Annotated in this window: 25 protein-coding genes; 13 read left to right on the top strand and 12 right to left on the bottom strand. The window is 65.4% G+C overall.

All coding sequences use genetic code 11. The features are described from left to right. Window positions 1-16: 16 nt before the first annotated feature. From WJ542_RS23590 to WJ542_RS23605, 4 genes are all read right to left on the bottom strand, one after another. Window positions 17-790: an SDR family NAD(P)-dependent oxidoreductase gene (locus tag WJ542_RS23590; RefSeq protein WP_411191892.1), complete on the bottom strand. Its 774-nt coding sequence runs from the start codon at window positions 788-790 to the stop codon at window positions 17-19. A gap of 79 nt (window positions 791-869) precedes the next feature. Beyond that, complete coding sequence (locus WJ542_RS23595; RefSeq protein ID WP_411191893.1) at window positions 870-2183, bottom strand: MFS transporter; 1314 nt, start codon at window positions 2181-2183, stop codon at window positions 870-872. Window positions 2184-2258: 75 nt separating this feature from the next. Beyond that, window positions 2259-3005 carry an SDR family NAD(P)-dependent oxidoreductase gene (locus WJ542_RS23600; RefSeq protein ID WP_411191894.1) on the bottom strand — a complete coding sequence of 249 codons (747 nt, stop codon included), beginning with the start codon at window positions 3003-3005 and terminating at the stop codon, window positions 2259-2261. Between the two features lie 346 nt (window positions 3006-3351). Beyond that, window positions 3352-4905 (bottom strand): phospholipase D family protein, encoded by a 1554-nt coding sequence (locus tag WJ542_RS23605; protein ID WP_411191895.1) that lies wholly within the window; start codon window positions 4903-4905, stop codon window positions 3352-3354. Between the two features lie 321 nt (window positions 4906-5226). On the opposite strand from WJ542_RS23605, the gene WJ542_RS23610 reads away from it, so the two are divergent. From WJ542_RS23610 to WJ542_RS23635, 6 genes are all read left to right on the top strand, one after another. Then, entirely contained in the window at window positions 5227-5559 is a 333-nt protein-coding gene (locus WJ542_RS23610; RefSeq protein ID WP_411191896.1) for a BufA1 family periplasmic bufferin-type metallophore, read from the top strand. Between the two features lie 70 nt (window positions 5560-5629). Then, on the top strand, window positions 5630-6583 hold the full coding sequence (bufB, locus tag WJ542_RS23615) for an MNIO family bufferin maturase (protein ID WP_411191897.1): 954 nt from the start codon (window positions 5630-5632) through the stop codon (window positions 6581-6583). Further along, window positions 6580-7557, top strand: a complete 978-nt coding sequence (locus WJ542_RS23620) for a hypothetical protein (protein WP_411191898.1) — start codon at window positions 6580-6582, stop codon at window positions 7555-7557. The genes bufB and WJ542_RS23620 overlap by 4 nt, the downstream gene beginning before the upstream one ends. Before the next feature lie 31 nt (window positions 7558-7588). Next, the gene (locus WJ542_RS23625; RefSeq protein WP_411191899.1) at window positions 7589-8443 is read left to right on the top strand and encodes an HvfC/BufC N-terminal domain-containing protein; all 855 of its coding nucleotides are present in this window, start codon (window positions 7589-7591) and stop codon (window positions 8441-8443) included. Continuing rightward, entirely contained in the window at window positions 8440-8955 is a 516-nt protein-coding gene (locus WJ542_RS23630) for a DoxX family protein (protein WP_411191900.1), read from the top strand. The genes WJ542_RS23625 and WJ542_RS23630 overlap by 4 nt, the downstream gene beginning before the upstream one ends. Beyond that, window positions 8942-10357 carry a dihydrolipoyl dehydrogenase family protein gene (locus WJ542_RS23635; RefSeq protein ID WP_411191901.1) on the top strand — a complete coding sequence of 472 codons (1416 nt, stop codon included), beginning with the start codon at window positions 8942-8944 and terminating at the stop codon, window positions 10355-10357. The genes WJ542_RS23630 and WJ542_RS23635 overlap by 14 nt, the downstream gene beginning before the upstream one ends. Here the strand turns inward: WJ542_RS23635 and WJ542_RS23640 are convergent. Beyond that, entirely contained in the window at window positions 10354-10509 is a 156-nt protein-coding gene (locus tag WJ542_RS23640; RefSeq protein WP_411191902.1) for a hypothetical protein, read from the bottom strand. The genes WJ542_RS23635 and WJ542_RS23640 overlap by 4 nt on opposite strands. A gap of 46 nt (window positions 10510-10555) precedes the next feature. Between WJ542_RS23640 and WJ542_RS23645 the strand changes: the two genes are divergently transcribed. Next, complete coding sequence (locus tag WJ542_RS23645; protein WP_411191903.1) at window positions 10556-10870, top strand: putative quinol monooxygenase; 315 nt, start codon at window positions 10556-10558, stop codon at window positions 10868-10870. 262 nt (window positions 10871-11132) lie between these two features. Next, a complete protein-coding gene (locus WJ542_RS23650; protein WP_411191904.1) occupies window positions 11133-12173 on the top strand; it encodes a helix-turn-helix domain-containing protein in 1041 nt (346 codons plus the stop codon). A gap of 223 nt (window positions 12174-12396) precedes the next feature. Here WJ542_RS23650 and WJ542_RS23655 read toward each other — a convergent pair whose 3' ends face one another. From WJ542_RS23655 to WJ542_RS23665, 3 genes are all read right to left on the bottom strand, one after another. Further along, window positions 12397-12924, bottom strand: coding sequence for a hypothetical protein (locus WJ542_RS23655; RefSeq protein ID WP_411191905.1), 528 nt, complete (start codon window positions 12922-12924; stop codon window positions 12397-12399). Window positions 12925-13109: 185 nt separating this feature from the next. Then, window positions 13110-13589, bottom strand: coding sequence for a nuclear transport factor 2 family protein (locus tag WJ542_RS23660; protein WP_411191906.1), 480 nt, complete (start codon window positions 13587-13589; stop codon window positions 13110-13112). Between the two features lie 90 nt (window positions 13590-13679). Further along, window positions 13680-14348, bottom strand: coding sequence for a TetR/AcrR family transcriptional regulator (locus WJ542_RS23665; protein ID WP_411191907.1), 669 nt, complete (start codon window positions 14346-14348; stop codon window positions 13680-13682). Window positions 14349-14520: 172 nt separating this feature from the next. On the opposite strand from WJ542_RS23665, the gene WJ542_RS23670 reads away from it, so the two are divergent. Beyond that, window positions 14521-15189 (top strand): YceI family protein, encoded by a 669-nt coding sequence (locus WJ542_RS23670; RefSeq protein WP_411191908.1) that lies wholly within the window; start codon window positions 14521-14523, stop codon window positions 15187-15189. A 39-nt stretch (window positions 15190-15228) separates the two neighbouring features. On the opposite strand, the gene tdh is transcribed toward WJ542_RS23670, so the two are convergent. After that, on the bottom strand, window positions 15229-16257 hold the full coding sequence (gene tdh, locus WJ542_RS23675) for an L-threonine 3-dehydrogenase (RefSeq protein WP_411191909.1): 1029 nt from the start codon (window positions 16255-16257) through the stop codon (window positions 15229-15231). Between the two features lie 16 nt (window positions 16258-16273). After that, window positions 16274-17473: a glycine C-acetyltransferase gene (locus WJ542_RS23680; RefSeq protein ID WP_411191910.1), complete on the bottom strand. Its 1200-nt coding sequence runs from the start codon at window positions 17471-17473 to the stop codon at window positions 16274-16276. Window positions 17474-17584: 111 nt separating this feature from the next. Between WJ542_RS23680 and WJ542_RS23685 the strand changes: the two genes are divergently transcribed. The 3 genes from WJ542_RS23685 (at window position 17585) to WJ542_RS23695 (ending at window position 19829) form a co-directional block, all read left to right on the top strand. Continuing rightward, window positions 17585-18235, top strand: a complete 651-nt coding sequence (locus WJ542_RS23685) for a helix-turn-helix domain-containing protein (RefSeq protein WP_411191911.1) — start codon at window positions 17585-17587, stop codon at window positions 18233-18235. 91 nt (window positions 18236-18326) lie between these two features. Further along, complete coding sequence (locus tag WJ542_RS23690) at window positions 18327-18722, top strand: DUF2471 family protein (protein ID WP_411191912.1); 396 nt, start codon at window positions 18327-18329, stop codon at window positions 18720-18722. Between the two features lie 102 nt (window positions 18723-18824). Continuing rightward, window positions 18825-19829 (top strand): tyrosine-type recombinase/integrase, encoded by a 1005-nt coding sequence (locus tag WJ542_RS23695; protein WP_411191913.1) that lies wholly within the window; start codon window positions 18825-18827, stop codon window positions 19827-19829. A gap of 84 nt (window positions 19830-19913) precedes the next feature. Here the strand turns inward: WJ542_RS23695 and WJ542_RS23700 are convergent, their stop codons facing one another. Beyond that, the gene (locus tag WJ542_RS23700) at window positions 19914-21119 is read right to left on the bottom strand and encodes a DNA-binding protein (RefSeq protein ID WP_411192535.1); all 1206 of its coding nucleotides are present in this window, start codon (window positions 21117-21119) and stop codon (window positions 19914-19916) included. A gap of 7 nt (window positions 21120-21126) precedes the next feature. Next, the gene (locus tag WJ542_RS23705; protein ID WP_411191914.1) at window positions 21127-21483 is read right to left on the bottom strand and encodes a hypothetical protein; all 357 of its coding nucleotides are present in this window, start codon (window positions 21481-21483) and stop codon (window positions 21127-21129) included. A gap of 1583 nt (window positions 21484-23066) precedes the next feature. Between WJ542_RS23705 and WJ542_RS23710 the strand changes: the two genes are divergently transcribed. Next, window positions 23067-24419 (top strand): replication initiation protein, encoded by a 1353-nt coding sequence (locus WJ542_RS23710; protein WP_411191915.1) that lies wholly within the window; start codon window positions 23067-23069, stop codon window positions 24417-24419. Window positions 24420-24437: the final 18 nt, after the last annotated feature.

Below are 24437 nucleotides of genomic sequence, written 5' to 3' on the forward strand. Positions count from 1 at the left end.
GGTTGTCCTGAATGCATCACTGCATCCGGTATCCGCCGTTTACATCGACCGTCGTGCCGGTCTGGTAGCCCGCCTCGGCGCTGACGAGGTGGACGACGGCGGCGGCCACGTCCTCGGGCAGACCGAGACGGTTGAGCGGAATGGCCGCGGCGGCCTGTGCATCGCGCTCGGGCGGCAGCGAAAGACGCAGCATGGGCGCGTCGATCAGGCCCGGCGCCACGGCATTCACGGTCACGCCCTGCGGCGCGAGCTCGCGCGCGAGCGCCTTCGTCAAGCCGAGCACGGCGGCCTTGCTCGCGATATATGCGGCGTTCGAGCGATACCCGCCCAGTTGCGCCGCGACCGACGAAAGCGTGACCACGCGGCCGAACGTCGGCCCCGCGGGCAGACGGCGCGCGTACTCGCGGCACACGAGAAAACAGCCCGTCTGGTTGATGTCGACGTTGCGCTGCCAGTCGGCGAGCGACGTTTCCACGACGAGCGGCCGGTCGCCGTCCGGCTTGAAGTGCAGGATGCCCGCGCTGTGCACGAGAATCTCGGGGCGGCCCATGTCGGCCGTCACGGCGTCGAAAGCGGCGCCCACCGCCGCTTCGTTGGCGACGTCGAGCGCGTATGCGCCGTGCCCCGCGCCTTCGAGCGACGCGGCCACGTCGCGCGCGGCCGCGAGTTGCAGATCGGTCACCGCCACGCGATGGCCCGCCGCGGCAAGCGCGCGGCAGATCGCGACGCCGATGCCGCCGGCGCCGCCCGTCACGAGTGCGACGCGGCGGCGGGAGGAAGTCTGGGTCATGATGATAGGTTCTCTCATCGAAGCCTGATGAAACCGGCGAAGCGCAGCGGAACGCGCCTCGCCGCCGTATCGATGGCGCTCAGGCGAGCGCCGAATCCTGCTGGCGCCGGCGATAGGCAGGTGTGAGCAGTTGCAGCGCGAGTGCGCCGACCAGCACGAAGCCGCCCATGGTCGCCATGGCCGCCTGGAAACTGCCCGTGGTCTGCGTGAGCCAGCCGATGATCGCGGGCCCGAAGAAGCCGCCCATGTTCGAGACCGCGTTGACGAACGCGAGCGTCGCGGCGGCGGCCGTACCGCTGAAGAACAGCGTGGGCAGCGTCCAGTAGGCGGGCATCGAGGCGTAGAGGCCGATCATCGCGAGGCACAGCCAGCTCATGGCCCACACCGGCTGATGCAGCGTGAGCGACGCGCCGACGAACGACACGCAGGCCAGCAGTTGCGGCAGGATCACGTCGGACAGACGCATCGTGCGGGACCGGCAGCGGCGCGCCCACAGCAGCATGGCGGCGGCGCCGAGCAGATTCGGCAGCGCGGTCAGCAAACCGATCGTCGTCGTCGAGGCGCCGAAGGTCTTGATGATCTGCGGCAGCCAGAAGCCCGCGCCATAGAAGCCGATCACGAAGCACACGCCGGTGAAGGTGATGACGAGCGTGCGCAGATCCGTGAGCGATTCGAGCACCTCGCGCCAGCCGTGCGCGCGCATCCGGGCCGCGTCCTCCTGCTGCTCGTGGTCGATCTTCGCCTGCAGCCATTCGCGTTCGCCGCTTGCAAGCCACTTCACCTGCGAAGGCTGGTTGCGCAGCACGCGCAGCGTCACGAAGCCCAGCACGATGGCGGGCAGACCCTCGGCAATGAAGATCCAGCGCCAGCCCGGCAGACCCGCGACGCCGTTGAGCGCCTGCAGGATGAACGACGACACCGGGCCCCCGATCGCCGCCGCGATCGGCAGCGAGATCATGAAGCGCGCGATGATGCGCGTGCGCTGCTCGCGCGGAAACCAGAACGTCAGATAGAACAACACGCCCGGAAAGAAGCCCGCTTCGCTGATACCAAGCAGGAAACGCATGGCGTAGAAGCTCTTCGGTCCGGCGATCATGGAGGTCGCGAGCGTCACGCAGCCCCATGCGATGATGATGCGCGTGAGCCACAGGCGGGCGCCGTAGCGCACCATCATCAGATTGCTTGGCACTTCGAACGGCAGCATGCCGACGAAGAAGATGCCTGCGCCAAGGCCGTACATCGCGGGCGTAAGGCCGATGTCGTGGTTCATCTGCAACGCCGCGAAGCCGACGTTGGTGCGGTCGATGAAACTCACGATATAGAGCAGGAACAGAAACGGGATCAGGCGCCAGGCGGTCTTCTTTAGGATCGCGGCTTGTTCGGCTGGGTTCATGGAGTGTCTCCTCTGCGCGGCGCCTTTCGTGGGCCGCGCCTGATTTAGTGGGTCATGCTGCTCAGAGGCTGCCGCTCAGAAGCTGCCGCCCAGCGACTTGCCGCCGTCCACCATCAAGGTCTGGCCGGTGATGAAGTCCGTTTGCGGCGACGCCAGAAAGGCCACCGCGTTTGCGATGTCCTCGGGGCGCGCGGCGCGCCCGGTGGGCTGCAGCGCGAGTTGCGCGGCGCGCCGCTCGGGCGTGAGGGCCTGCAGCATCGGCGTGTCGACGAGCCCCGGCGCCACGGCGTTCACGAGAATGCCGCGCTCCATCAATTCCATCGCCATGGCCCGCGTGAGGCCCACGACGGCCGCCTTCGCCGCCACATAGTGCGCGTGATTGCGCGCGCCGAGATACGCCCGCGAAGCGATGTTCACGATCTTGCCGCCCGGGGGCAAACGCCGTGCCGCCTGCTGGCTCAGGCTGAAGAGCGCGATGACGTTGAGCTCGTAGTGGCGCCGGAAATCCTCGGCGGTGAGCGCCATGAAAGCGCGCTCGTCGAAGATGCCCGCGTTGTTCACGAGCGCGTCCAGACGCGGCAGCGACTCGATCAGCGCTGCCGTCGCCGGTCCGTCGCGCAGATCCATCGCGTGCGACTGCGCGGATCCGCCGGCCGCACGAAGCGCCTCTGCCACGGCCTGCGCCGCCGCGCCGTCCAGGTCCAGCGCCACGACGTGAAAGCCGTCGCGCGCGAGACGCCGCGCGATCGCCTGGCCAATTCCGCCCGCGGCACCCGTCACGACGGCATAGGGCCGGCCTGCTGCTGGCTCATGAGTCGACATCGCTCCTCCTGCTAATTTGCGTAAATATTTACGCAAATCGTAAATTTGAGATTGGGAGGGGGCAATGCTCCAAAACCCTAGGCGAACGCGAACGCCGGATTTCCGCGGCAGCGAAACGCTGCGCGGAGTCATCCGGGAAGAAATTGATGAAAAGCTTTCGATGGGGCGCACGGAAGCCGATAGCGCTACCCGTGCATGGGGATGGGTGGGAGAGGGAATTCGGGGAACGCTCGACGGTGGATCAACGCCCGGCTCTCGATCCGGTCCGCAACATCACGTCTGCGCGTTCGCTGTCGTCGAGATCCTCATCCTCCTGGAAGTCCTCACCATTGCGGACCGCCAGCGCTCACAGCTCCGATTCGATCGGTAGCAGTCCCAGGAACCAGATGCCGGCACGCCGCATGAAAGAAACATCCGGCTCCGAATCCAGCTCCGTCACCGTTCCGTTCTCGGCGGTGTCGATCCAGACGATCCGGCGCTTGCCGTCCGCGTCGGTACGCAGCTCGACTCGCCAGGCCCCCGTGTCCAGGTTCGGTTCGACGTCGTCGATCACCTGGCCGGCAATCGCCGGACTGTTGCACAGCACGCCGATCTCCGTGTTGAGATGGTTCGAGCGAGGATCGAGATTCATCGAGCCGATGAAAATGCTTTGCCGGTCGAAGACATACGTTTTCGCATGCAACGAGGCTCTTGAAGAGCCGAAGAACCCGTGCTGCGACTTCACCTTGCTCGATCCGGTCGGCTTCAGCTCATAGAGGCGCACGCCCGCTTCGAGGAGATCCTCGCGATAGTGCTGATATCCCGCATTCACTGCGCCGACATCGGTGGCGGCCAGCGAGTTGGTCAACACCGTCACCTGTACCCCGCGCGCGGTCTGCTCGCGTATCCATGCCACGCCCTCTTTCCCCGGCACGAAATAAGGCGAGATGATGAGCATCTCGTGCTCGGGCCTGAGGTTCAGGGCGTCGAACCGCGTCATGAGGTGACCCTGCGGGTCGTTCGGGTCGCGTGTGACCTTGGCCGGATCGTCGTACAGGAGCGTGGCTTGCCCCCACGAGAAATCGGCATCGCCTGCGTCGAGGATCCGGGCCATCCGCTTTCGGGCTTCCACGACGTAGGGCGAGTCATGCTCCGCTTTGATGTATTCGTCCAGCTTGGTCCGGTAGTCCGCCAGCGCTGACGGATCCGCCGGATGTCCCACCAGTTGCGCGATCGAATACGACGATTCGGCATTCCAGAACTGGTCGAAGGCATGGGAAACGTTCCGGACAATCGGACCGTGCATCAGCACGTCGAGATCGCCCATGGCAAAGACTTTCGATGCGCCGAAGTATTCGTCGCCGATATTGCGTCCACCGAGAATGGCGGCCTCGTTGTCCGCAATCATCGCCTTGTCGTGCATGCGCCGGTCGACGCGGGAAAATTCCAGGGCAGTCGCGAGCGACTTGAAGTGGCGGCTCGCGACCGGGTTGAACAGCCGTATCTTCACGTTCGGGTGCGAGCTGAGTGCGAGCAGAACCTGATCGTCGGCGTTCGTGCCCAGGTCGTCGAGCAGGACACGAACGCGTACGCCGCGGTCCGCCGCCTGGAGCAGCGCCGCCGCGAGTTCGCGCCCGGTCAGATCGTCATGCCAGATGTAGTACTGCAGGTCGAGCGAGCGGTCGGCCGTTTGGGCGAGCGCCACGCGCGCCACGATCGCGTCGACCGGATCCTGCAGCAGATGAAACGCGCTGTTGCCCGGATGGCTCTGCTCCTGCGGCGTGAAGATCGCGCCGAGCCGTGTGGACTCCGTGTCTTGAAGCGCGAAGGTTGGGGACCGGCCGCTCTGCGGCGGCAGACTCGCGCACGCGGCCAACATGAAAACCAGAACGCTTGCGATGAGACTCTGTAGTTTTGTCATGTCCGCACTGTGCGAGATAACAAGCGATCGCCGGCCACGCGTGCTGCGCCGATGCCGGGTGTGATAACCGTTATAGACGCCGGTTCGTCCAGGCGCAACCGTGCAGACAGCCGTTCGCCGATGCCGTTGTCGAGGGCAACTTGCCGGCGAAAAATGGCATGTTTTTGCTCTCAATGGACCGTGCCTGCTCTCCGGTTCGCGTGCATGCGATCGTTGTCGCCCGCCGATCGCAATACCAGACCAAATCGCACAAGACCATGCAATCCCTGGGTGACGGCGGTTTCGTAAGATCACGGCTCCCACTCAACTCGGAGAAACCGCATGGCCGACTATAAATTGACCACTCTGGTTGCCGGCGCAGTCGCAACCGCCCTTGCTGCCATCGCAGCGGCCCCCGCAAGTGCGCAGGAATTCACCGACGCGCAAAAGAAGATTCAGGCTGAGCACACCGCGCTCGTCAAATCGGGCAAGGTCGAACCGTGCTTCGGCACCGCGCTGAAAGGCCAGAACGACTGCTACGCGGGCGCCGGGACAACCTGCGCGGGAACGAGCACCGAAGACTACCAGGGCAACGCATTCCGGCTCGTGCCCAAGGGCACCTGCACGAGCATCTCCACGCCGAAGGGTCCGGGCAGCCTCTCTCCCAAAGCCTGATCCCGATCAAGGTCCGGGTCTCGCGAGAGGCCCGGACCGCGGGTTCCCTCCGTCACCCTACCGGCCTGCCATGTCTGACTCGTCGCCCCGTTCGTCGTCGGCTCCCGCCAGCCTTCGCCTGCCGCCGCGCGCGGGCGTGGGCCTCAAGGCCGAGCACTACCGCACGATTCTCGAGGTCCGGCCGGACATCGGCTTCTTCGAGGTTCATGCGGAAAACTATATGGGCGCCGGCGGGCCGCCCCACCGCTTCCTGACCGCCATCCGCGACGCCTACCCGCTTTCGCTTCATGGCGTCGGCCTGTCGATCGGCGCGGACCGTCCGCTCGACCCGGTGCATCTGCAACGGTTGCAAACGCTGATTACCCGCTATGCGCCGGGGCAGTTTTCCGAGCATCTGGCCTGGTCCAGCCATCGCTGCGGCTTTCTCGACGACCTGCTGCCGGTGCCGTACACCACGCGCAGCCTCGCTCGCGTCGTCGAACATATCGACCAGGTGCAGGAAGCGCTAGAACGTCAGATGCTGCTCGAAAATCCCTCGACGTACCTGGCCTTCGAAGAAAGCACCTATGCGGAGGCCGAATTCATCGCCGCCATCGTGCAGCGAACCGGTTGCGGCCTTCTGCTCGACGTCAATAACGCGTACGTCGCATCGATCAACCAGCAGTGGGATCCGCGCGCCTATATCGACGCCCTGCCGCTCGCGGCGGTGCAGCAGATCCACCTGGCCGGCCATGCGCGGCAGTCGGACGACCAGGGCCGTCCGCTGCTCATCGACACGCACGACCGCCACGTCGCCGGCGTCGTATGGGACCTCTACGCCCATACGATCCGCCGGACCGGCCCGCTTCCCACCCTGGTCGAATGGGACGCGAATCTGCCCGACTGGAGCACGCTCGCCGCGCAAGCCGCACGCGCCGACGCCGTCATGCAGGCGGCGGCGCGACCCGGCGGCGCCGACCGCGACGACACGCTGCCGCCTTGCCCCCTCACGCCTCATCAGCCAACCAGGATACAGATGCCATGAGCCAGCGAAAGGTCCTTGTCTACTACGCGTGGAGCCGTCCGGGCGAGAACGGCGCCCCGCTCCACGTGATCGAAGATCGATTCCCCGCGCTTTTCGAAAGCCGCAGGATGGGCTTTCCGAAGTTCCACGACTATGCCGACCCGGCCCGGTTCGACCAGAGCATCGCGGGCTTCCTCGACCACATCATGAAGCGCAACTTCACCGCGTTCGTCGAACTGGCGGCGACGCTCACCGGGCAGCCGGTCACGGAGATCGAGCGCGTCGCGGACGATGGCACGCTCACGCCGCTCGACGCTCGCACGCTGGACGGCGTGGATACCCTGATCGTGATCAGCTTCGATTCGCTTCGTACTGCTCAGAAAGCCGATGGCGGCGAGATCGATGCGGTTCGGGCGTTCCTCGCGCGGCCCGACCACCTCGCCTTCGTCTGCCCGCATCACGACATCGGCGACGTGGAGGGGGTGGACGAGGACGACCGGTTACGCCGCCAGATAGTGGAGTTCGAGCACCACGGCGACAAGACCATCCCGCCGCGTCAGCGCTTCGGCGGCCTCGCGCGCTCGCTGCTCGCCGGTCTCGGCATGCCCGTGGAAAACCGCTTTGGCCTGCGGCCCAAAGCCGAGGCGAACGGATCTCCGTCCCCTATCGAAGCCGGAACGGATATCGACCGGTTAGGCATCCTTCGAAACGTCGCGACCTTCAATCTGCACCCGCACCTGCCGCAGCTCGAACGTCTCGGCGACGCAGCGAGCAAGCTGGATGTTCTTGCCCGCCAGCCCGTCGATCTCGCCGCGCCGCCCCACCCGTTCACGCTGGAACGGTCGACGTTCGACGCGCTCCTGCAGTCGCGCGAGGACACGTTCGAGGGCACGCTGCTCGTGAGCGATACGACACTCTGGAGCTCGACCGCCGGCGGTGTCGAAAGCCTGCGCCAGTTGTGGACGAACGTCGTGCAACGACCGTTGCGCGCGTGAGGACGACATGACGCCCCGATCATCCGCCCGCATGTTTCCGCCATCGCCGTGCCGTGCCGCGCACCGTGCGCGCCCGCACGCGCGCTCCCTGCACGATCGCCAGAAGGACTTCGCCGCCGCGCTGCTCGACCCCGCCGTGCCGATACCGCGCGGCCTCGTCGGCCCCGACCGGAAGCCGGACGTCAAACGCTTCAATGTCTATCGCAACAACGTCTTTGCCGGGCTGATCGGCGCGCTGAAAGCGGCTTTCCCCGCGGTGCGCCGCATCGTGGGCGACGAGTTCTTCACGGCGATGGCGCGGATCCACGTCGCCCTCGATCCGCCCGGCTCCCCGGTCATGCTCGAATACGGGGAAGCGTTTCCGGGCTTCATCGAAGCGTTCGAGCCGGCGAAAGGCGTGCCGTATCTGGCCGACGTCGCGCGGCTCGAACGCGCATGGGCAGAGGCCTATCATGCGGCGGAATCCGCACCGGCCGCGCCAGGCGCGCTCGGTGCACTCGAAGCGCAATGCCTTCCTCGCGTCGGCTTCACGCTGCATCCGTCGTTGCGGGTCGTGCGCTCGCCCTTTCCCGTCGTCGACCTGTGGCAGATGAATATCGACGGCGGCAATCCGGCCGCCATCGACGTCTTCGGTGGCGGCCAGCACGCGCTCGTCGTCCGCCCGCATGCCGAAGTCGAGGTTCGTCGGATAACGGCCGGCGCGGCGACGTTCGTCCAGTGTCTCGCTGCGGGGGATCCGATTGCGGCCGCCGCCTTGCTCGCACAAAACGACGATCCGGGCTTCGACCTGGCCCGCGCGCTAGGCGAGCTGTTCGCAACCGACGCGATAGCCGGATGGAACCTGCGGGACGACCGGGACGTTCTCCCGGGTGCGAGGCGCGCATGAACCCGTACGCGCCACCGACGAAACCCCGCGTCGAGCTGCTGATCCGTTCCGGGCTGGACCGGCTTCGGGAGCTCGCGTGGCGGGTCGCGCCCCCCTTGCTGCGGCTCGCCCTCGCGCTGCCCTTCCTTCGATCCGGCCGCACACGATGGGACGGTTTCCTCTCCCTCTCGCCGGCCACGCTGTACCTGTTCGAGAATCAGTTCAAGGTTCACCTGTTCGGCGCAGCCTTTGGCTTTCCCGCGCCGGACACCGTCGCGCTTTTCGTTGCCGTGGCGGAGATCACGCTCCCCATCCTGCTCATCCTCGGACTCGCGACGCGGCTGACGGCACTCGCGCTACTGGTGATGACGGGAGTCATTCAACTCGTTTTTCCCGACGGCTGGGCGAACTTCCACCTGTACTGGGCCTCCCTTGCTGTCGGGATCATGGCGATCGGTCCAGGCGCGCTGTCACTGGACCGGCTGATCGAGCGCTGGTCGTACCGCCGCAGCCGCCTTGATGAATCGCTATGACGTCATCGTCATCGGCTGCGGCCCGGGCGGATACAACACCGCGATTCGCGCGGGCCAGCTCGGCTTCAACGTTGCCTGCATCGAACGCGCGCCGCAGCCGGGCGGCGCCGGCATCCGCACGGGCTGCTTGCCCTCGCGGCTGCTGCTGCATGCCTCCGAGCTGTACGACATCGCGAACCGGACACGGAACGCCGCGCGCGGAATCGACTCCGCGACGACGCTGCAGCTTGCGCGGATGATGGACCGCAAAGCGGCGATGGTCGACACGATGTCGAGGAAAACGCGCGGCCTGCTGCGCGCGCAGCAGGTCCGGCTCATTTCCGGCCACGCGCGGCTCGCCGGCGCGGGCACGGTGGTGCTCACCCGAACCGATGGGGCGCAGCAGACCTTGTCCGCCCCCGCGGTCGTCGTCGCCACCGGCTCCGAACCGATCCCGCTGGCCGCCGCCGCATTCGATCACGCCCGCATCGTCGATTCCGCCGATGCGCTGTCGCTCGACCGGATCCCGCGGCATCTGGCCATCGTCGGCGCGGGGGCCGTCGGCGTCGAACTGGGCTCGATCTGGCATCGTCTCGGTTCGCGCGTCACCCTGATCGAGCGTCGCGACCGCATCTGTCATTGGCTCGACAGCGAAGTCGCGGCCACCCTGCAGCGCGCGCTCAGGCGACAGGGCATCCGCATCCGGCTCTCCACCGACGTGGTCGGTCTCGACCGGCGGTCCGAAGGCGTGGCCGTCCATCTTCGCAGCGCAAGCCCCCACGGCGCGACGACGCTCGACGCGGACACGGTGCTCGTCGCAATCGGCCGCCGGCCATTCGTCGACGGGCTGAATCTGTCGAGCGTCGGCATCCAGCCCGGCGCGGAGGGCGCATTGCCTCAGCGTGGGCCGCTCGCAGGCACGCGCGGACTCTGGGTCGTGGGCGACGCCGCCGCCGGGCCGATGGTGATGTCGAAGGCCGAAGAGGAAGCGATTGCGTGCGCCGAGCAGATCGCCGGGCTGCCGGGATTCGTCAACTATGCATCGATCCCTCAGGTGCTTTACGCGAGTCCCGAAGTCGCGATGATCGGCAAAACCGAGGACGAGCTTCGGCAAAGCGGCGTGCCGTACAAAGTCGGCCGCTATCCGCTCGCCGCCAATGCAAACGCGATCATCCGCGATACGTCCGAGGGATTCGTCAAGCTGCTGGTCGACTCCCGCACCAACCTCATCGCGGGCGCGCATCTCGTCGGCGCGGGCGCGGCGGATCTGATCTCGCAGGTGGCCGTCGCCATGGAAGCCTCGATGCTCTGCGAAGACTTCGCCCGGATCTGCCATCCGTATCCCGCGTGGTCGGAATCGCTGCGTCAGGCCGCCATGGCCGCAGGCGGATGGATGATGCACGCCCGGATGTCTTCGCTTTAATCTGCGTTTGCGTTCGCGCCCACGCCGCCGGCGATCAGCCAGAGAAATGTGGCGCCCGCATCGACCAGCGAAAAGGAGCCGCTCACCGCCGCCGGAATCGAAAGCATCAATCGTCCAGTTCGAGCAAGAAACGGCAAGCCATCGAAGGGCAAGCCACGTATCGTCCCAAGACGCCGCGTATGAATCTGGAGGAGAACGATGATTGGCTATGCACTCTTTGCGCGCCTCGACGCGAAGCCTGGCAAAGAAGACGAAGTGGCGGCATTCCTCGCCCAGGCGCTCGACATGGCGAATCGCGAATCGACGACGCCCATCTGGTTCGCGTTGCGCCTGTCCGGCTCGAGCTTCGGCATCTTCGACGCTTTCGCTTCCGAGGCAGACCGGAATGCGCATCTGTCCGGCCCTATCGGGCAGGCCCTGATGTCGCGCGCCGCCGATTTGCTCGCGGCACCGCCGGCCATCGAGCTCATCGACGTACTGGGCATCAAGAACCCGATGCAGGCGAACGATTGATGATGGCGCGCGCGTGAGCGCCGACGCCGACACGCTTCCCGCAATCGAACCCGTACCGCTGCAGCCTCGCGCGCGGCGTTGCCGTCCACGCTGTTCCGCGCCGTCCTGCGAATTGATCCGGGCGCGAAGTTCGCTGCGCAACCGCGCGCCATCATGGACCCGCGCGGCTAGCGCACGCGTCAGCAACGCCGCGCCGGTTGTGCCAAACTAGTCAGGCGCCAAGCTCGATGTGCGAATCCGGATCCGCCCAGGAGAGGCACCAATGATCACCGCATTCGAATCCCCAGGACGGCGGGGCGGCAGCAGCAACGCCCTGACACCCGATCACACGAAGCTCGCAGAAGCCGTCCCCCGACAATCGGGCCAGCCCCGGCTGATCACGATCGACGAGATCCTGCATGCACGGCCGCAGCGGCCGGTCGCGACCACGCGCGGCCGCGGCTGGACCGGGGTGACGGTCGATGTCCACCGCCCCTACTTCGGCTGCTCCGAACGCTATGCCGGGGTCGACCATCACCTGATCGGCTACTGCCCCTCCGGCAGCGCCAGGCTGGTGCAGACGCGGGCGGGCGTCGTCCACGACGGCACGATCTCGGCCGGCACCACCTACCTCATGCCGGCCGGCTGCGACTCAGTATGGGAGGGCGATTCCGGGCAGTCCGTCCGCCTGCGCGTCCCCCCTTCGCTCGTTGCGCTCGCCGGCGAACAACTCGGCCGCCAGAATGTCCGGGTTGAAATCCGCAGCCTATTTCTGGTGCGCGATCCCGTGATCGAGCGGCTTGCCCAAGGCCTCGTCAGCGAAATCGACATGAAAGCGCATCCGGCGCAGGTGCTCATCGTCGACTCCCTGTCCGCGGCGCTGGCGGCTCACCTGCTGCGCAGCTACAACGCGTTCGAACCCGCCGAGTTCGCGCCGGACCGCTCGCTCGGCAAGCTCGAAGTCGCCCGGCTGACGGAATTCATCGAGGACAATCTCGACCGGCCAATCTGCCTCGACGATCTGGCGGCACTCGTGAACGTGAGCCGGTTCCATTTCAGCCGGCTATTCAAGCGCACGATCGGCGTCACGGCGATCAGCTACGTGGAGCAGTGCCGGATCCGTCGCGCCAGGTCGCTGATTCTCGAAACCAGGTTGCCGCTTGCGGAAATCGCGCTGTTGACGGGCTTTGCCGACCAGAGTCATTTCACCCGACGTTTCCAGCGCCATGTCGGCTGCACGCCGGCCGCATTCGCACGCGAACAGGGCCAGCGTCGCGCGGCGCCACGCCTTCCACGATCGCAAAAATCTTCCGGAAGCGATTGAAGAATGGTGCTACCAACAGCGTCTTGTTGCGCCCATGGATCCGGTTGAAGCATCCTTGCTGCGATGTGGACAGAGGGCGCAGATTTTCTCCAACCGACGTCAGGTGAGAATATTCAGGACAGCTTCGAAGGGGAATACCGCACGGTGATACGAGAAGCATTCAACGCTTCACCTCGCCGCCAATCCCCTGGAAATCCTCACCATTCCGGATCCGCTCACGCGCTCAGAACTTCACCCGGAACTGAAACCCGATCGTGAACGGCAGGTCGTCGGAAGGAATCGGCGGAATCACGATGAAATTCATGCCCACGCGCTTGTACGCCACCATCACGATGGGTGCCGCGACCGGGCCGATCGTGTGATTGCGGCCAAGGCCCCAGTCGCCGTAGTTGTAGCCCGAGATGATGCCGCCCATCGCGGCGAGCCGCACGTAGCCCCAATGCAGGAATTCCGGCGCCCACACCCCGCCGCCGTAGAACGACGGCCGGCGCAGCGAGTTGCGAAACCCGCCCGCCGTGAGCGCCCACGTGTCGCCCGGCCAGCACTCCACGCCGAGCCCCGGATTGAATTGTTCGAAGTCCTTGTCGGGATGGATGTGATACGAGGCCGCCATCGCATCGACCCAGAGGCCGCTGCTGCACCAGCCGTCGGCACGGGCGCTGCCCGCCGCAGCCAGCAGCAGCACGCCGGCCGCCGCAATTCTGATTGTCTTTATGATTGCCGTGCCGCCGTGCCTGCGCCAAAGATGCATGGGTCTTTGTCCTCGCTCTCGCCGATCTGCCTGGTTTTGCTGGATTCAGGTCATGGCGCACTGTACCGCAACTCGATGCTCACGCAATGGAGGCCGCGCCCGGATCGGGCCCGCGCGGACAGTCGACGCCGCCGGCGATTATGAGGAGCTCGTGAGTCGCGACGATGACCGCACGAGCCGGCGCCTCACAGGCCGAGTTCGCTCAAGCCCGGATGGTCGTCGGGACGGCGGCCCAGCGGCCAGCGGAAGAGGCGGTCCCGCTCGGCGATCGGCAGGTCGTTGATGCTCGCGTGGCGGTACGCCATCAGCCCGTTCGCGTCGAATTCCCAGTTTTCGTTGCCGTACGAGCGGAACCAGTTGCCCGAATCGTCGTGGCATTCGTAGGCGAAGCGAACCGCGATACGATTCTCCGTGAAGGCCCACAGCTCCTTGATCAGGCGGTAGTCGAGCTCGCGCGCCCACTTGCGCGTGAGCAATTCCACGATGGCCGCGCGGCCCGTGACGAACTCGGCGCGGTTGCGCCACACGCTCTGCGGCGTATAGGCAAGCGAGACCCGCTGCGGATCGCGCGTATTCCAGCCGTCTTCGGCCGCGCGCACCTTCTGGGCGGCGGTTTCGCGCGTGAACGGCGGCAGGGGCGGGCGGACTTCGACAGCATCACTCATGATCTTTCTCCACGAAACGGTCGGCCCGCCGGGATGGCGAGCGCGAGCGGGGTTGATTAACGGACTAGCTGCGGGGGTTCAATTGCAGGTTCAACTGTGGGGTTGATTGCGGGAATGACTGCGGGAACGGCTTGGTGGCGTCTTCACACCGGGCAGCGCTTCGAGCAACTGCTTCGCAGCGGCGCGAGCGTCCAGCGCGGCATCGGCTTCGCCGCTCACGAGCGCCACGCCAATCGCACCGTCGATCAGGATCAGCCACTGCCGCGCGAGACGTGCGGCGTGCCGGCGATCCGCGCCGCGCGCCGCCATCAGCGCGTCGCACTGCTCGCGCACGAAGTCGAGCAGGTGCGCCTTGTGCTCGCGCGCCACCACGCGGACCGGATCGTCGGGCGAAGCGAGTTCTCCCGATGCGTTCAGAAACGCACAGCCGTGAAAGCCCTCGGACGCGAACCACTCGCGCAGAACCTCGAACATGCCGAGCAGCCGCGCTTCGGGCGATGCTCCGTGCTGCCCGGTGCCTTCGACGAACCAGCGCATCCAGCGCTCGTGGCGCCGCGCGAGGGCCGCGGCCACGAGCGCATCCTTCGATTCGAACCACGTATAAAAACTTTTGCGGGCCGCGCCCGCCTCGCGAACGATCGCGTCGACGCCCGTGGCATGAATGCCGCCCGCGTAGACCAACGCTTCCGCGGCATCGAGCAGACGCTCGCGCGCGTCGGGCTGAGGTGCGCCGGAGGCGCCAGGGGAAGACGGATTCATTGCAGTGCTCTCCAGACAGAACCGGACGGGTCAAACACGCCGCCCGGGGTAGAACGATCATTCTCCCGGTGCGAAATGTAGAACGATCATTCTCCGTCGTCAAGCAAAAAATGCGCGGCCGGAATATGCGGTGTCGTCAACGCGTTAACATCGGGGCAACCCAGGAGATCGCATGAATCGACATTCCCCGACGACATCGAAACGCCGCGCGGCGGCTGGCGCGTTTTGTGCCGCGTTCTGCGGTGCGCTTCTGCTGCCCGGGTGCACGCCGCTGCGCGTGGTGACGCACAGCGTGAGCAGCGTCGAGGCGGCGGTGCCGCCGGGCCATTACGCGCTCGACCCGTGGCACTGGAGCATCGTATTCGACGTCGATCATCTGCATTACTCGCGCTTCGTGATGCGCTTCGACCGGGCCAGCGCCCAGCTCGACTGGCAGACCGGCGGACTGCGGCAGGCCGCCGTGGACGCGACCATCGACGCGGCCAGCCTCGACACGAACGTGCCGGCGCTGGACCGGATGGTGAAGGGGGAACAGATGCTGGATGTGGCGCGCTATGGGCAGATCCGCTTCGTCAGCACGCATTTCGAGCCCACCGGGGCGGGCCGCGGCACGCTCAGCGGGAATCTGACGATCCACGGCGTGACGCAGCCGGTCACGCTGGACGTGACGTTCAACGGCTACGCACCGAATCCGCTGACGAAGCAGCCGACCGTCGGCTTCTCCGCGCAAGGCCATTTCAGCCGCGCGAGGTTCGGATTGGCGACGTGGTATCCCGCGGTCGGCGACGAGATCGACGTGCGCATCGAAGCCGAATTCGAAAAACCGGCCACGGGAACGTGAAGCTTGAAGCTTGAAGCTCCAATAAGGCTCAAATAAAGCTCAAGCCGTCCAGTCGAGAATGACCTTGCCGCTCTGGCCCGAAAGCATTGCCGCAAAGCCCTGCTCGTAGTCGTCCACGCCGAAGTGGTGCGTGATGATGGGCGAGAGGTCGAGCCCGCTCTGCAGCATGGCGACCATCTTGTACCAGGTCTCGAACATCTCGCGCCCGTAGACCCCCTTGATTTCCAGACCCTTGAAGATGACCTGGTTCCAGTCGATGGCGGTCTGCGCCGGCGGAATGCCAAGGAGAGCCACCTTGCCGCCGTGGTTCATCGCTTCGAGCAGCGCCGTGAACGCGCTCGGCACGCCCGACATTTCGAGGCCCACGTCGAAGCCCTCGGTCATGTGCAGGTCGCTCATCACGTCGCGCAGCGACTCGCGCGAGACGTTCACGGCGCGCGTCGCGCCCATCTTGCGCGCGAGTTCGAGGCGATAGTCGTTGACGTCGGTGATCACGACATTGCGCGCGCCCACGTGCTTCGCGATCGCCACGGCCATGATGCCGATGGGCCCGGCGCCCGTAATGAGCACGTCCTCGCCGACGAGGTTGAAAGACAGCGCCGTGTGCGTTGCGTTGCCGAACGGGTCGAAGATCGCGGCGAGGTCGTCGGAAATCTCGGGCGGAATCTTGAACGCGTTGAAGGCCGGAATCACGAGATATTCGGCGAATGCGCCCTCGCGGTTCACGCCCACGCCCGTCGTGTTGCGGCACAGATGCCTGCGGCCCGCGCGACAGTTGCGGCAGAAGCCGCAGGTGATGTGGCCTTCGCCGGAAACGCGGTCGCCGATGCTGAAGCCGCGCACTTCCTGGCCCATCTCGACGATCTCGCCCACGTATTCATGACCCACGTGCATCGGCACCGGAATCGTCTTCTGTGCCCAGTCGTCCCACTTCCAGATATGAATGTCGGTGCCGCAGATCGCCGTGCGGTGAATCTTGATCATCACGTCGTTATGGCCAACTTCGGGCTTCGGCACATCGGTCAGCGTGAGACCCGGTCCGCGTTCGAGTTTGGCGAGTGCTTTCATTTTTCAGGATTCCTTGTCAAATCACGCCAAGCTGCTTGCCGACGCGCGCGAACGCCGCCACGGCGCGTTCGATCTGTTCGGGGGTGTGCGCGGCGCTCATCTGCGTACGAATGCGCGCGCGGCCCTTCGGCACCACCGGGAAGGAGAAGCCGATCACGTAGACACCCTCGTGCAGCAGCGCGTCGGCCATCTTCGTGGCGACCTGGGCGTCGCCGAGCATCACCGGAATGATCGGGTGCTCGCCCGGTACGAGCGTGAAGCCGAGCGCGCTCATCTCGCGCCGGAACAGCGCGCCGTTCGCCCGCACGCGCTCGCGCAGTTGGGCGCCCTCGTCGCTCGCGACCAGCTCCAGCACCTTCAGCGTCGCGGCGGCGATGCTCGGCGCGAGCGTGTTCGAGAACAGATAGGGGCGCGAGCGCTGGCGCAGCAGCTCGACCACTTCCTTCCTGCCCGCGATATAGCCGCCCGATGCGCCGCCCAGCGCCTTGCCGAGCGTGCCCGTGATGATGTCGACACGGTCCAGTACGCCGCAGTGCTCGGGCGTGCCGCGCCCGTGCTCGCCGATGAAGCCCACCGCATGCGAGTCGTCCACCATCACGAGCGCGTCGTAGCGGTCGGCGAGATCGCAGATGCCCTTCAGATCCGCGATGATGCCGTCCATCGAGAACACGCCGTCGGTCGCGATCAGCTTGTAGCGCGCGCCCGCTTCGTCGGCCTCGCGCAGCTTCGCTTCGAGATCGGCGAGATCGTTGTTCTTGTAGCGGTAGCGGCGCGCCTTCGAAAGCCGCACGCCATCGATGATGCTCGCATGGTTCAGCTCGTCGCTGATGATGGCGTCCTCTTCGGAAAGCAGCGTTTCGAAGAGGCCGCCGTTCGCGTCGAAGCAGCTCGAATAGAGAATCGTGTCCTCGGTTTGCAGGAACTGCGCCAGCGCACTTTCGAGCGCCTTGTGCACGCTCTGCGTGCCGCAGATGAAGCGCACCGACGCCATGCCGAAGCCGTCGCGATCGAGGCCGTCCTTCGCCGCCGCGATGAGCCGCGCGTCGTCCGCGAGGCCCAGGTAGTTGTTGGCGCAGAAGTTCAGCACGCCGCTGCCGTCGGCGAGGCCAATGGCCGACGACTGCGGCGTCGCGATCACGCGCTCGCTCTTGTAGAAACCGTCTGCGCGGATCTGGTCGAGCGTGGCGCGCAGGTGCTCGATATAGGGGGTTCGCATGGGTCTTGCTCCTGACTGGACGGGCCGCGGCCTGCTATAGTCGCCGTCAGCCTCACCGGAAATTTTCGTTTTTTCGAACCTGATTTCGATATGTCGAACAAACTCTAAACGATGGAGCCGCAAATGGCAAGCAAGCGCAATCCGCCCAAGGCCGCCGACGCGGCACCGCAACCGGCGCCTTCGTCCGCCGGCGCGCCCGTCCTCTCGCCGGTCACGCCGCCGCGCGTGGGCGAGCAGATCCAGCGGCTGCGCAGCGAACGCAGGATGACGCTGGACGACCTTTCGCGCGCCGCGGGCGTGTCGAAATCCATGCTATCGGAAATCGAGCGCGACAAGGCGAACCCGACCATCGCCGTGGCATGGCGGCTCACCAATGCGCTCGGCGTGAAGCTCGACTCGCTGTTCGCCGCACCGCGCGCGCCCGAGGCAATCGCGGTAGCGGGGCCGCACGACATCCCGACGCTGACGGGCCAGGAGGCCGGCTACCAGTTGCGCGTCTGGGGACCGATCGAGCTCGCCGGCCACTTCGAGTGGTACGAGCTCACGCTCAAGCCGGGCGGCGCGCTGGTATCGAACGCACACGAGCCGGGTACGCGCGAGCACCTCACGGTGCTGCAGGGCACGCTCGATGTGGAGGCCGCGGGGTCCGCGCAGCGCCTGAAGACCGGCGACACGGCGCGTTACGTCGCCGACCAGGCGCACGCGATCCGCAACGCAGGCAAGGGCGAGGCGCGCGCGCTGCTCGTCGTGATCCACGGCTGAGGCCGTCATCGTCGTAAACGCCGCAAGCGCGGCTGGACAGCCCGCTCCAATACTGTATATTTATACAGTTCCAAGATCGACTGGAGCCGCCATGCCAACCCCCAACGAACAGGATCTGGCCGCCTTGCGTTTTCAGGCGGCCGCGCGCGACCTCGAGCACGTCGTGCGCAGCATTGCCCAGCGCTACATCGCACAGCAGGTGCCGCTCAGTTGGCGCCTCCTGCACGCCATCGAGGCCGAGGCGCTCGCCGACCTCGGTTTCGCGAGCCGGCACGACGCCATCATGCTCGGGCTGTTTCAGCGGCCGGGCGAGCTGGCGTACCCGGAAACCGACGATCCGGTGGATTTCGGGCGCTCCAACGCGTTGCCTGCCGTGTTCGCCTTCGCCGTCTCGGCCTACGAGCGGGCTGCCCGGATCCACGAGGAGGCGCGAGCGCTGACCCGCCGGCAGGACACGCCGCGTCGGATGCGCACCTGGGGTGGCTGATCGCCGCGAATCGTGACCTCCGGCGCGGCTGGTGCATGCGGTGAGCTGCACCGGCATTCCGCTACAATCCATGCCAAGAACGCAACTAACGGAAAGAGAGCCATGGCGCCTTCCGACCTTTCCCACCCTTCGCGCGACCTCTTCGACCAGCAGCGCGCGGACTGGCAACGCGATCCGGCCGGGGCCTTCGACGCGTGGCTCGCAACGCAGCAGTTCCGCCGCTCGTCCGCTGACGTCTACCGCGTTCAGTGGGGACGGTTTCTCGAATGGATGGCGCTCAGGCGCAAAACGATTCTCTCCGTCGATACGGGCACGATCGCGGAGTTCGTCGCGGGACTCGATATAAAGAAGCCGCAGCGGCTGCGCTATCTGCGTTTGATCGAACGGGTGCTCGACCATGTTCGCGAAATCGAACTCGCGTCCACCAACCCGGCGCGCTTCATTGCCCAGGACGGCGAGGCGGCCTGGCGCAATGCCCGGGAAAACGAGCCGACCGGATTCCTGGATGCCACCGAACGGGCGGCGATCCTCGCCCAGTTGTTCGCGCCGCTCGAAGAACCGTCGGCGGCGAGGCGCTGGCGCGAACGCCGCGACCGGGCGCTCGTCGCGGTGTTTCTCGGCGGCGGCCTGAAGACGGGGGACGCCATCGCGCTCACGCTCGACTGCGTGCAGGCGGGCTCGGAATGGCTCACGATCGAAGCCGACAATCCGCTCTTCACGCGTGTCACGCGTCTCGCCCCTTTTGCCGCGGACGTGGTTGCCGCCTGGCTCGAAGCACGAAAGCAGGCCGGGCTGCCGGGGCAGCTCGTCTTTCCGGGCTCGCCCTCGGGCCGGCCGATGCACAAGGCTACGGTGCTGCGAGCCGTCGACGCGATCGTCGAGGCGTCGGGCGTGGGGCAGCGCCGCGCGGAACGGGCAAGCCCCCAGACCTTGCGCAATACGTATGCGGCCGATCTGTTCGAGCGCGGCGAAAACGCCGAGCGGGTGGGGCAGTGGCTCGGTTTTCTGCAGCCGATTTCGGCAGGCCGGCTGCATCGTTCGTGGCGATTGTGGGCGGAACGCGAGGACGCCGGACTCCGGCCGGATACCGGGCCGGACGTTATCTGACAAGGCTCGCGGGGAGGCGGGGGCGGCGGGACTCCCGTAAAACCTCACCCGGAAAGCATGCGCCGGCCCCCGGAACGACTCACCTCAGGCCGTTTCGGAAGCACGCTTGTCCTGCAGAAATCGGCTGACCGCGGCAAGGCGCGACACGCCCGTTCCGGACGTGTGTTCGCATTCGGGACATGAGAGTTCGTAGCGGTGATCGACTTCGGAAAGTTCGGGCTCCCCTTCGAGGCATTTCGGGCAGCGCGCCGGCAAACTGACATGGCCATCCACGACCGTGCCGAGCCGTTCGAGCTCGTCGTCGCTGAGCCGCCCGGCGCCGGCCAGCGAACAGAGCACGTCCGCCACTGACGCATCGATACCCTGCTGGCCGCGCAACGCGTTGACCTGGCGCGTCAGGAGATCCACTTCGTCGGAGCGCTCGCGCAAGAGCGCGTCGAGACGATCGGCGCGCGCCTTGGCCGTCGCCAGTTGCTGGATGAAATCGAATTCCTTTCGGCTCGCCTCGCGCTGCGCCGCCTGCCAGGTCGACGACGTCGTCCGCAACGAATCGAGTTCGACCAGCATCGGTTTCACGCGCCGCTCGGCCTCGGCCAGCGCATCCTTGATCTGCTGGGCATAGTGCTCGGTGCTTCTGCGCAGATCGTCCTGCAAGGCGTCGATGCGGTCACGCAGGCCGGCATTGCTCGTCTGCTCGACCTCGACCCGCTTCGCCAGCGTGTCTTTTTCCGCTTCGAGACGGCGCACGGTGCTCTGGAGACTGTCCTGATGGACGGCGCCGTGCGCGGACGAGGCGGCAAGCTGGCTTTCCAGCTCGCGAACCCGAGCCCAGGCCGTTTCGGTACGGGCCTCGCTGCGCTGCAGCAGCTCGTCGGCCGCGGTATTACGCGCCTGAGCATCGCGAAGGACCTGTTCGGCAGCCTGCCGTCGAGTGTCGATTTCGGTCCGTTCCGCGTCGAGTGCTTCTCGTGCGACGGTCTGGGCTTCCTGGAACAGGGCACCGAGCAGTTCGCCCGCTCGCTCCTCAAGGACGGCCGGAATCGCGCCGCCACTGATCCGGATTTTCGAAGCGGCGCGGATGCGCTGCCAGAACAGCTCGATGTCTTTGGGAATGTCGCTCGCGCTGCCCGTCTGGGTCAGGTCACGGACGGCAGCCATCGAAGGACGGATGCCGAAGTCGAAAAAGAGACGCTTGCAGGCGTGGAGCGACAGTGCCTGACGTCGTGCACCCTCCTTGCGCAGGGATTCGAGTTCGTCACGGATAGCCTGGCGATCTACGTCTTGCATTATTCTTGCCTCAAGGCAGGTCGGAATGGCTTAATAATAACAAATTACGTATTTTTTGATACGTATTTACTATCTCGCCTGGAAAATTGCCGATCCCTTTCGCTTTTTTCGCTCCAGCGGCTTTTCTGACGCGCTGTCGCATGCCGTGACCGTGAAACAAATCGAAGTTTGTTTCATAAGCTATTGTAAATGCTTGTGTTTCTACCATGCGCTGAATTTCTTTGGCTGTTTCACGGTTCGACGGAGCGCTGGTTTCGATCAGATTGATGGGTTTGGTAAGGGGGATTTCCGGAAGCTCGCGGGGTAGACGTGCTTGAGAGTAATAAAAGTAAACACCTTTGATACCTGTTAAAGACGTTAACGCCACGGCAAACCCTTACCAGGCAAGGGATACAACGGGGTCGGGTGAAGCTTTACGGGATATTGGGTGAGGAGGTGCGGGACAGGCGGGTGATGGGGTTCGGGGAGGCCGGTGAGGCAGTTCGAGAAAGGACGTGAGCGGCTTCGGGAACCGGGGGATTCTTGACTTCGGAGCAAGGGTGAGTAAATACAGGAGCTCGAAGCGCGTGAACCGCCGCAGAGTCGCAGATCGACGCGATGTTGCGGGAATTGCAACGGTGAGCGGATTCAGGACCATCATTTGTCGCGGATTTGAGCCAAAAAATCGGGCCTTGGGAGTACCGGGTGAGCCGAATCGGGACAGCAGCGCGTCATGAGGTGAGATTTTTCGGGATTCAGGGGCGGATTTGAGGCCTGTTGAGCCCCCTGAACAGCCTTCGGTGAGGTTTTACGGGAGGTCTGGAGCGGCAGGATGGCCTGGTTTGGATGGCATCGTCCGGTTTTTTGCCTGGATTGACCGGCTTGAGGTGAGGCGATTCAGGATACGGCGACCGCGGAGCGCATACGATGGGGAGGGAAGGCGTCTGCGGTCAATGCCGAGGCTTCGGTGAGTCTTTTCGGGAGCCGAAAGTCGGCGCGAAACCGGCTTAGGTGAGGCTTTTCAGGGGCTGGTTTGCGGTCACTGACCTGAAAGCACCGACAGAACGGGGTCGAAGTTTGCGGCGCGCGATGCGCTGGATCGATTGAGGTGAGATTTTTCAGGAGCCTGGGTCGGAGGTTGGGCTACCTGTTCGATTCTGGTCCGCGCAGTGGAAGGTGAGAATTTTCGGGAGTGAGTTGTGGCTCTGGCTACTCCGAACCGATGTGGATAAGTGGCGGAATCTATTGGATTTTTCCCTGGTGGTCCTGAAAGGTGAGCCTTTTCGGGGGTACCCGGAGAGTGGCGCGGTCAGGCGTCGATTTCCATAAAGGTGAGCTTTTTCGGGGGATATCCTGGGCGTAGCGTCGATCTGACAAGGCATGGAACATTGCCCGGTGTCTCCTCTGCCCGGTGTCTCCTCTTTCGCCGGCAATGAGTGAGGTTTTACGGGAGCCGCCGGAAGGGAAGCACGGCAAGTGCCCGGCGAGCGCTTCCCGTGAGTCGCAGGGCGGCCGTTTGACGCTTTCTGCGGGCGCGGATTCACAAAGGCGGTGGGGGTAGACCGTGACCGCGCATCGGTCTGCAGGCCCACCCGGGGCGCCTCAAGGCGGGAGATCCGGCTGGCCGCAGCCCTGGCAAGGTGCATAGCCGCTGCGGGGGGGCCCGGCTTCTACAGCGCGAGCCATGTCGTGCTTCCGTTGCGTCAGGGCAAAATTTTTTTGAGGTGAGACGATACGGGAGCATGGGCGAGATTCTGAGGCACTGCAGGATCGGGGCCAGCTGCGCCGATCGCACGGCCTGCAATGGCCGGGCGATTTCGGGCCGTCTGCGTATGGTGAGCCCTTTCGGGAGTGCCTCCCGGTGAGCCGCGCACGGATCGCATGCATCACCCGCAATGGTGAGAGAGGCCCTATAGACGCCTATCACCACAGACGGTATCCTTTCGCGAAAATCTCTCCTCGACCTGACGCATGGCCACGAAGCGCGTGAAAAAAACCGATGTGGTAAGCCCCAGTTCGGCCGAATTGCGCAAGGCCGTCGAGGCGATCGCGATTCAACCGAAGAGCGGCAAGATCACCCTGCTGACCCGCAAGCTGTTCAACGTGCTGCTTGCCGTGGCCCAGCAGGCTGACGAGTCGGGCGACACCTACCGGGCGCTTCTTTCCGACATCGTCGCTAATTCGGCATTCGATTCCAACGACACGGCGCTCGTCAAGGAACATCTGCGCCGCATGGTGTCCGTGCAGGTCGAATGGAGTCAGGGAACGTCGAGCCAGAAGCCCGGACGTAAATGGGGGATCTCGACGCTGATTGCCGATGCCGAAATTCTCGAAGATCCCACGACGCGGCGCGTCTGGGTGGAGTTTTCGTTTGCGCCGAAGATCAAGAAGAAACTGCTGGATCCGGTCCAGTACGCCCGTCTCAGTCTCCAGTTTCAGAGCCAGTTGCGCAGCAGTGCCGGTCTCGCGCTCTACGAAATCTGCGTGCGCTACCTGACGAATCCCAGCCACCTCACGATGCGCGAAACCTGGGAATGGTGGCGGCCGATTCTCTCGGGTACGCCCGATACCGAAGCCGGCGACGAGGCCAAGCGCGAGTACAAGTACTTCAAGCGCGATTACCTGCGGCCGGCGATCGCCGAAGTCAACGCCGTCACGAACATTTTCGTGGAGTTGATCGAACATCGCGAAGGCCGCCGTGTTGCCGAAATCCAGTTTCGCGTCACGGAGCGCAAGCAGCCCATGCTGGCGCTCGACGAGCATCCGAACGTGTTCGACAGCACGCTCGTCGATCGCATGGTGAAGATCGGGATTCCGCTAAAGGAAGCGCAGTCGCTCTACGCCGACAGCGAGGAAAACCGGATTCGCGCAGCCCTGCAGTTGACCGAACAACGCATGCGCAGCACCAGCCTGCCGCCGGTTCGCAGCGCGGGGGCGCTGTTCAAGGACGCGCTGAAGAAGGGGTACGCGCCGCCGGTCGAAGCGGCGGTCTCGGGCACGGTAGCCAATGGGAAGGTGGGGGCGCTCGGCGCGGCCGATCCTAAAGCGCGTCTGCTGGACGAGTACTCGGCATGGCGGCGCAAGGAGGCGCGTGCGCTGTACGACGAGCAGGGTGAGCTGGAGCGGGAGGTTGCACGCCAGTCGTTCGAGACCGACGAATTGCCGGGGCTGGGCACCCATCTTCGTGACGACTGGCGCCGCCGCGGGCTCGAGTCAAAGATGGGCGATACCGCCTTTTTCGATTGGCTGGCCCGCAAAACCTGGGGTGAGCCGACGGATGGCGATCTGCTCGCCTTTACGTTGAGCCAGTCGCGCGCGGCGTGAGCGCCGCCTCCGTCTGGG

Origin of the sequence: Paraburkholderia yinzeri (genome assembly GCF_046581065.1) — a bacterium.
GTDB lineage: Bacteria > Pseudomonadota > Gammaproteobacteria > Burkholderiales > Burkholderiaceae > Paraburkholderia.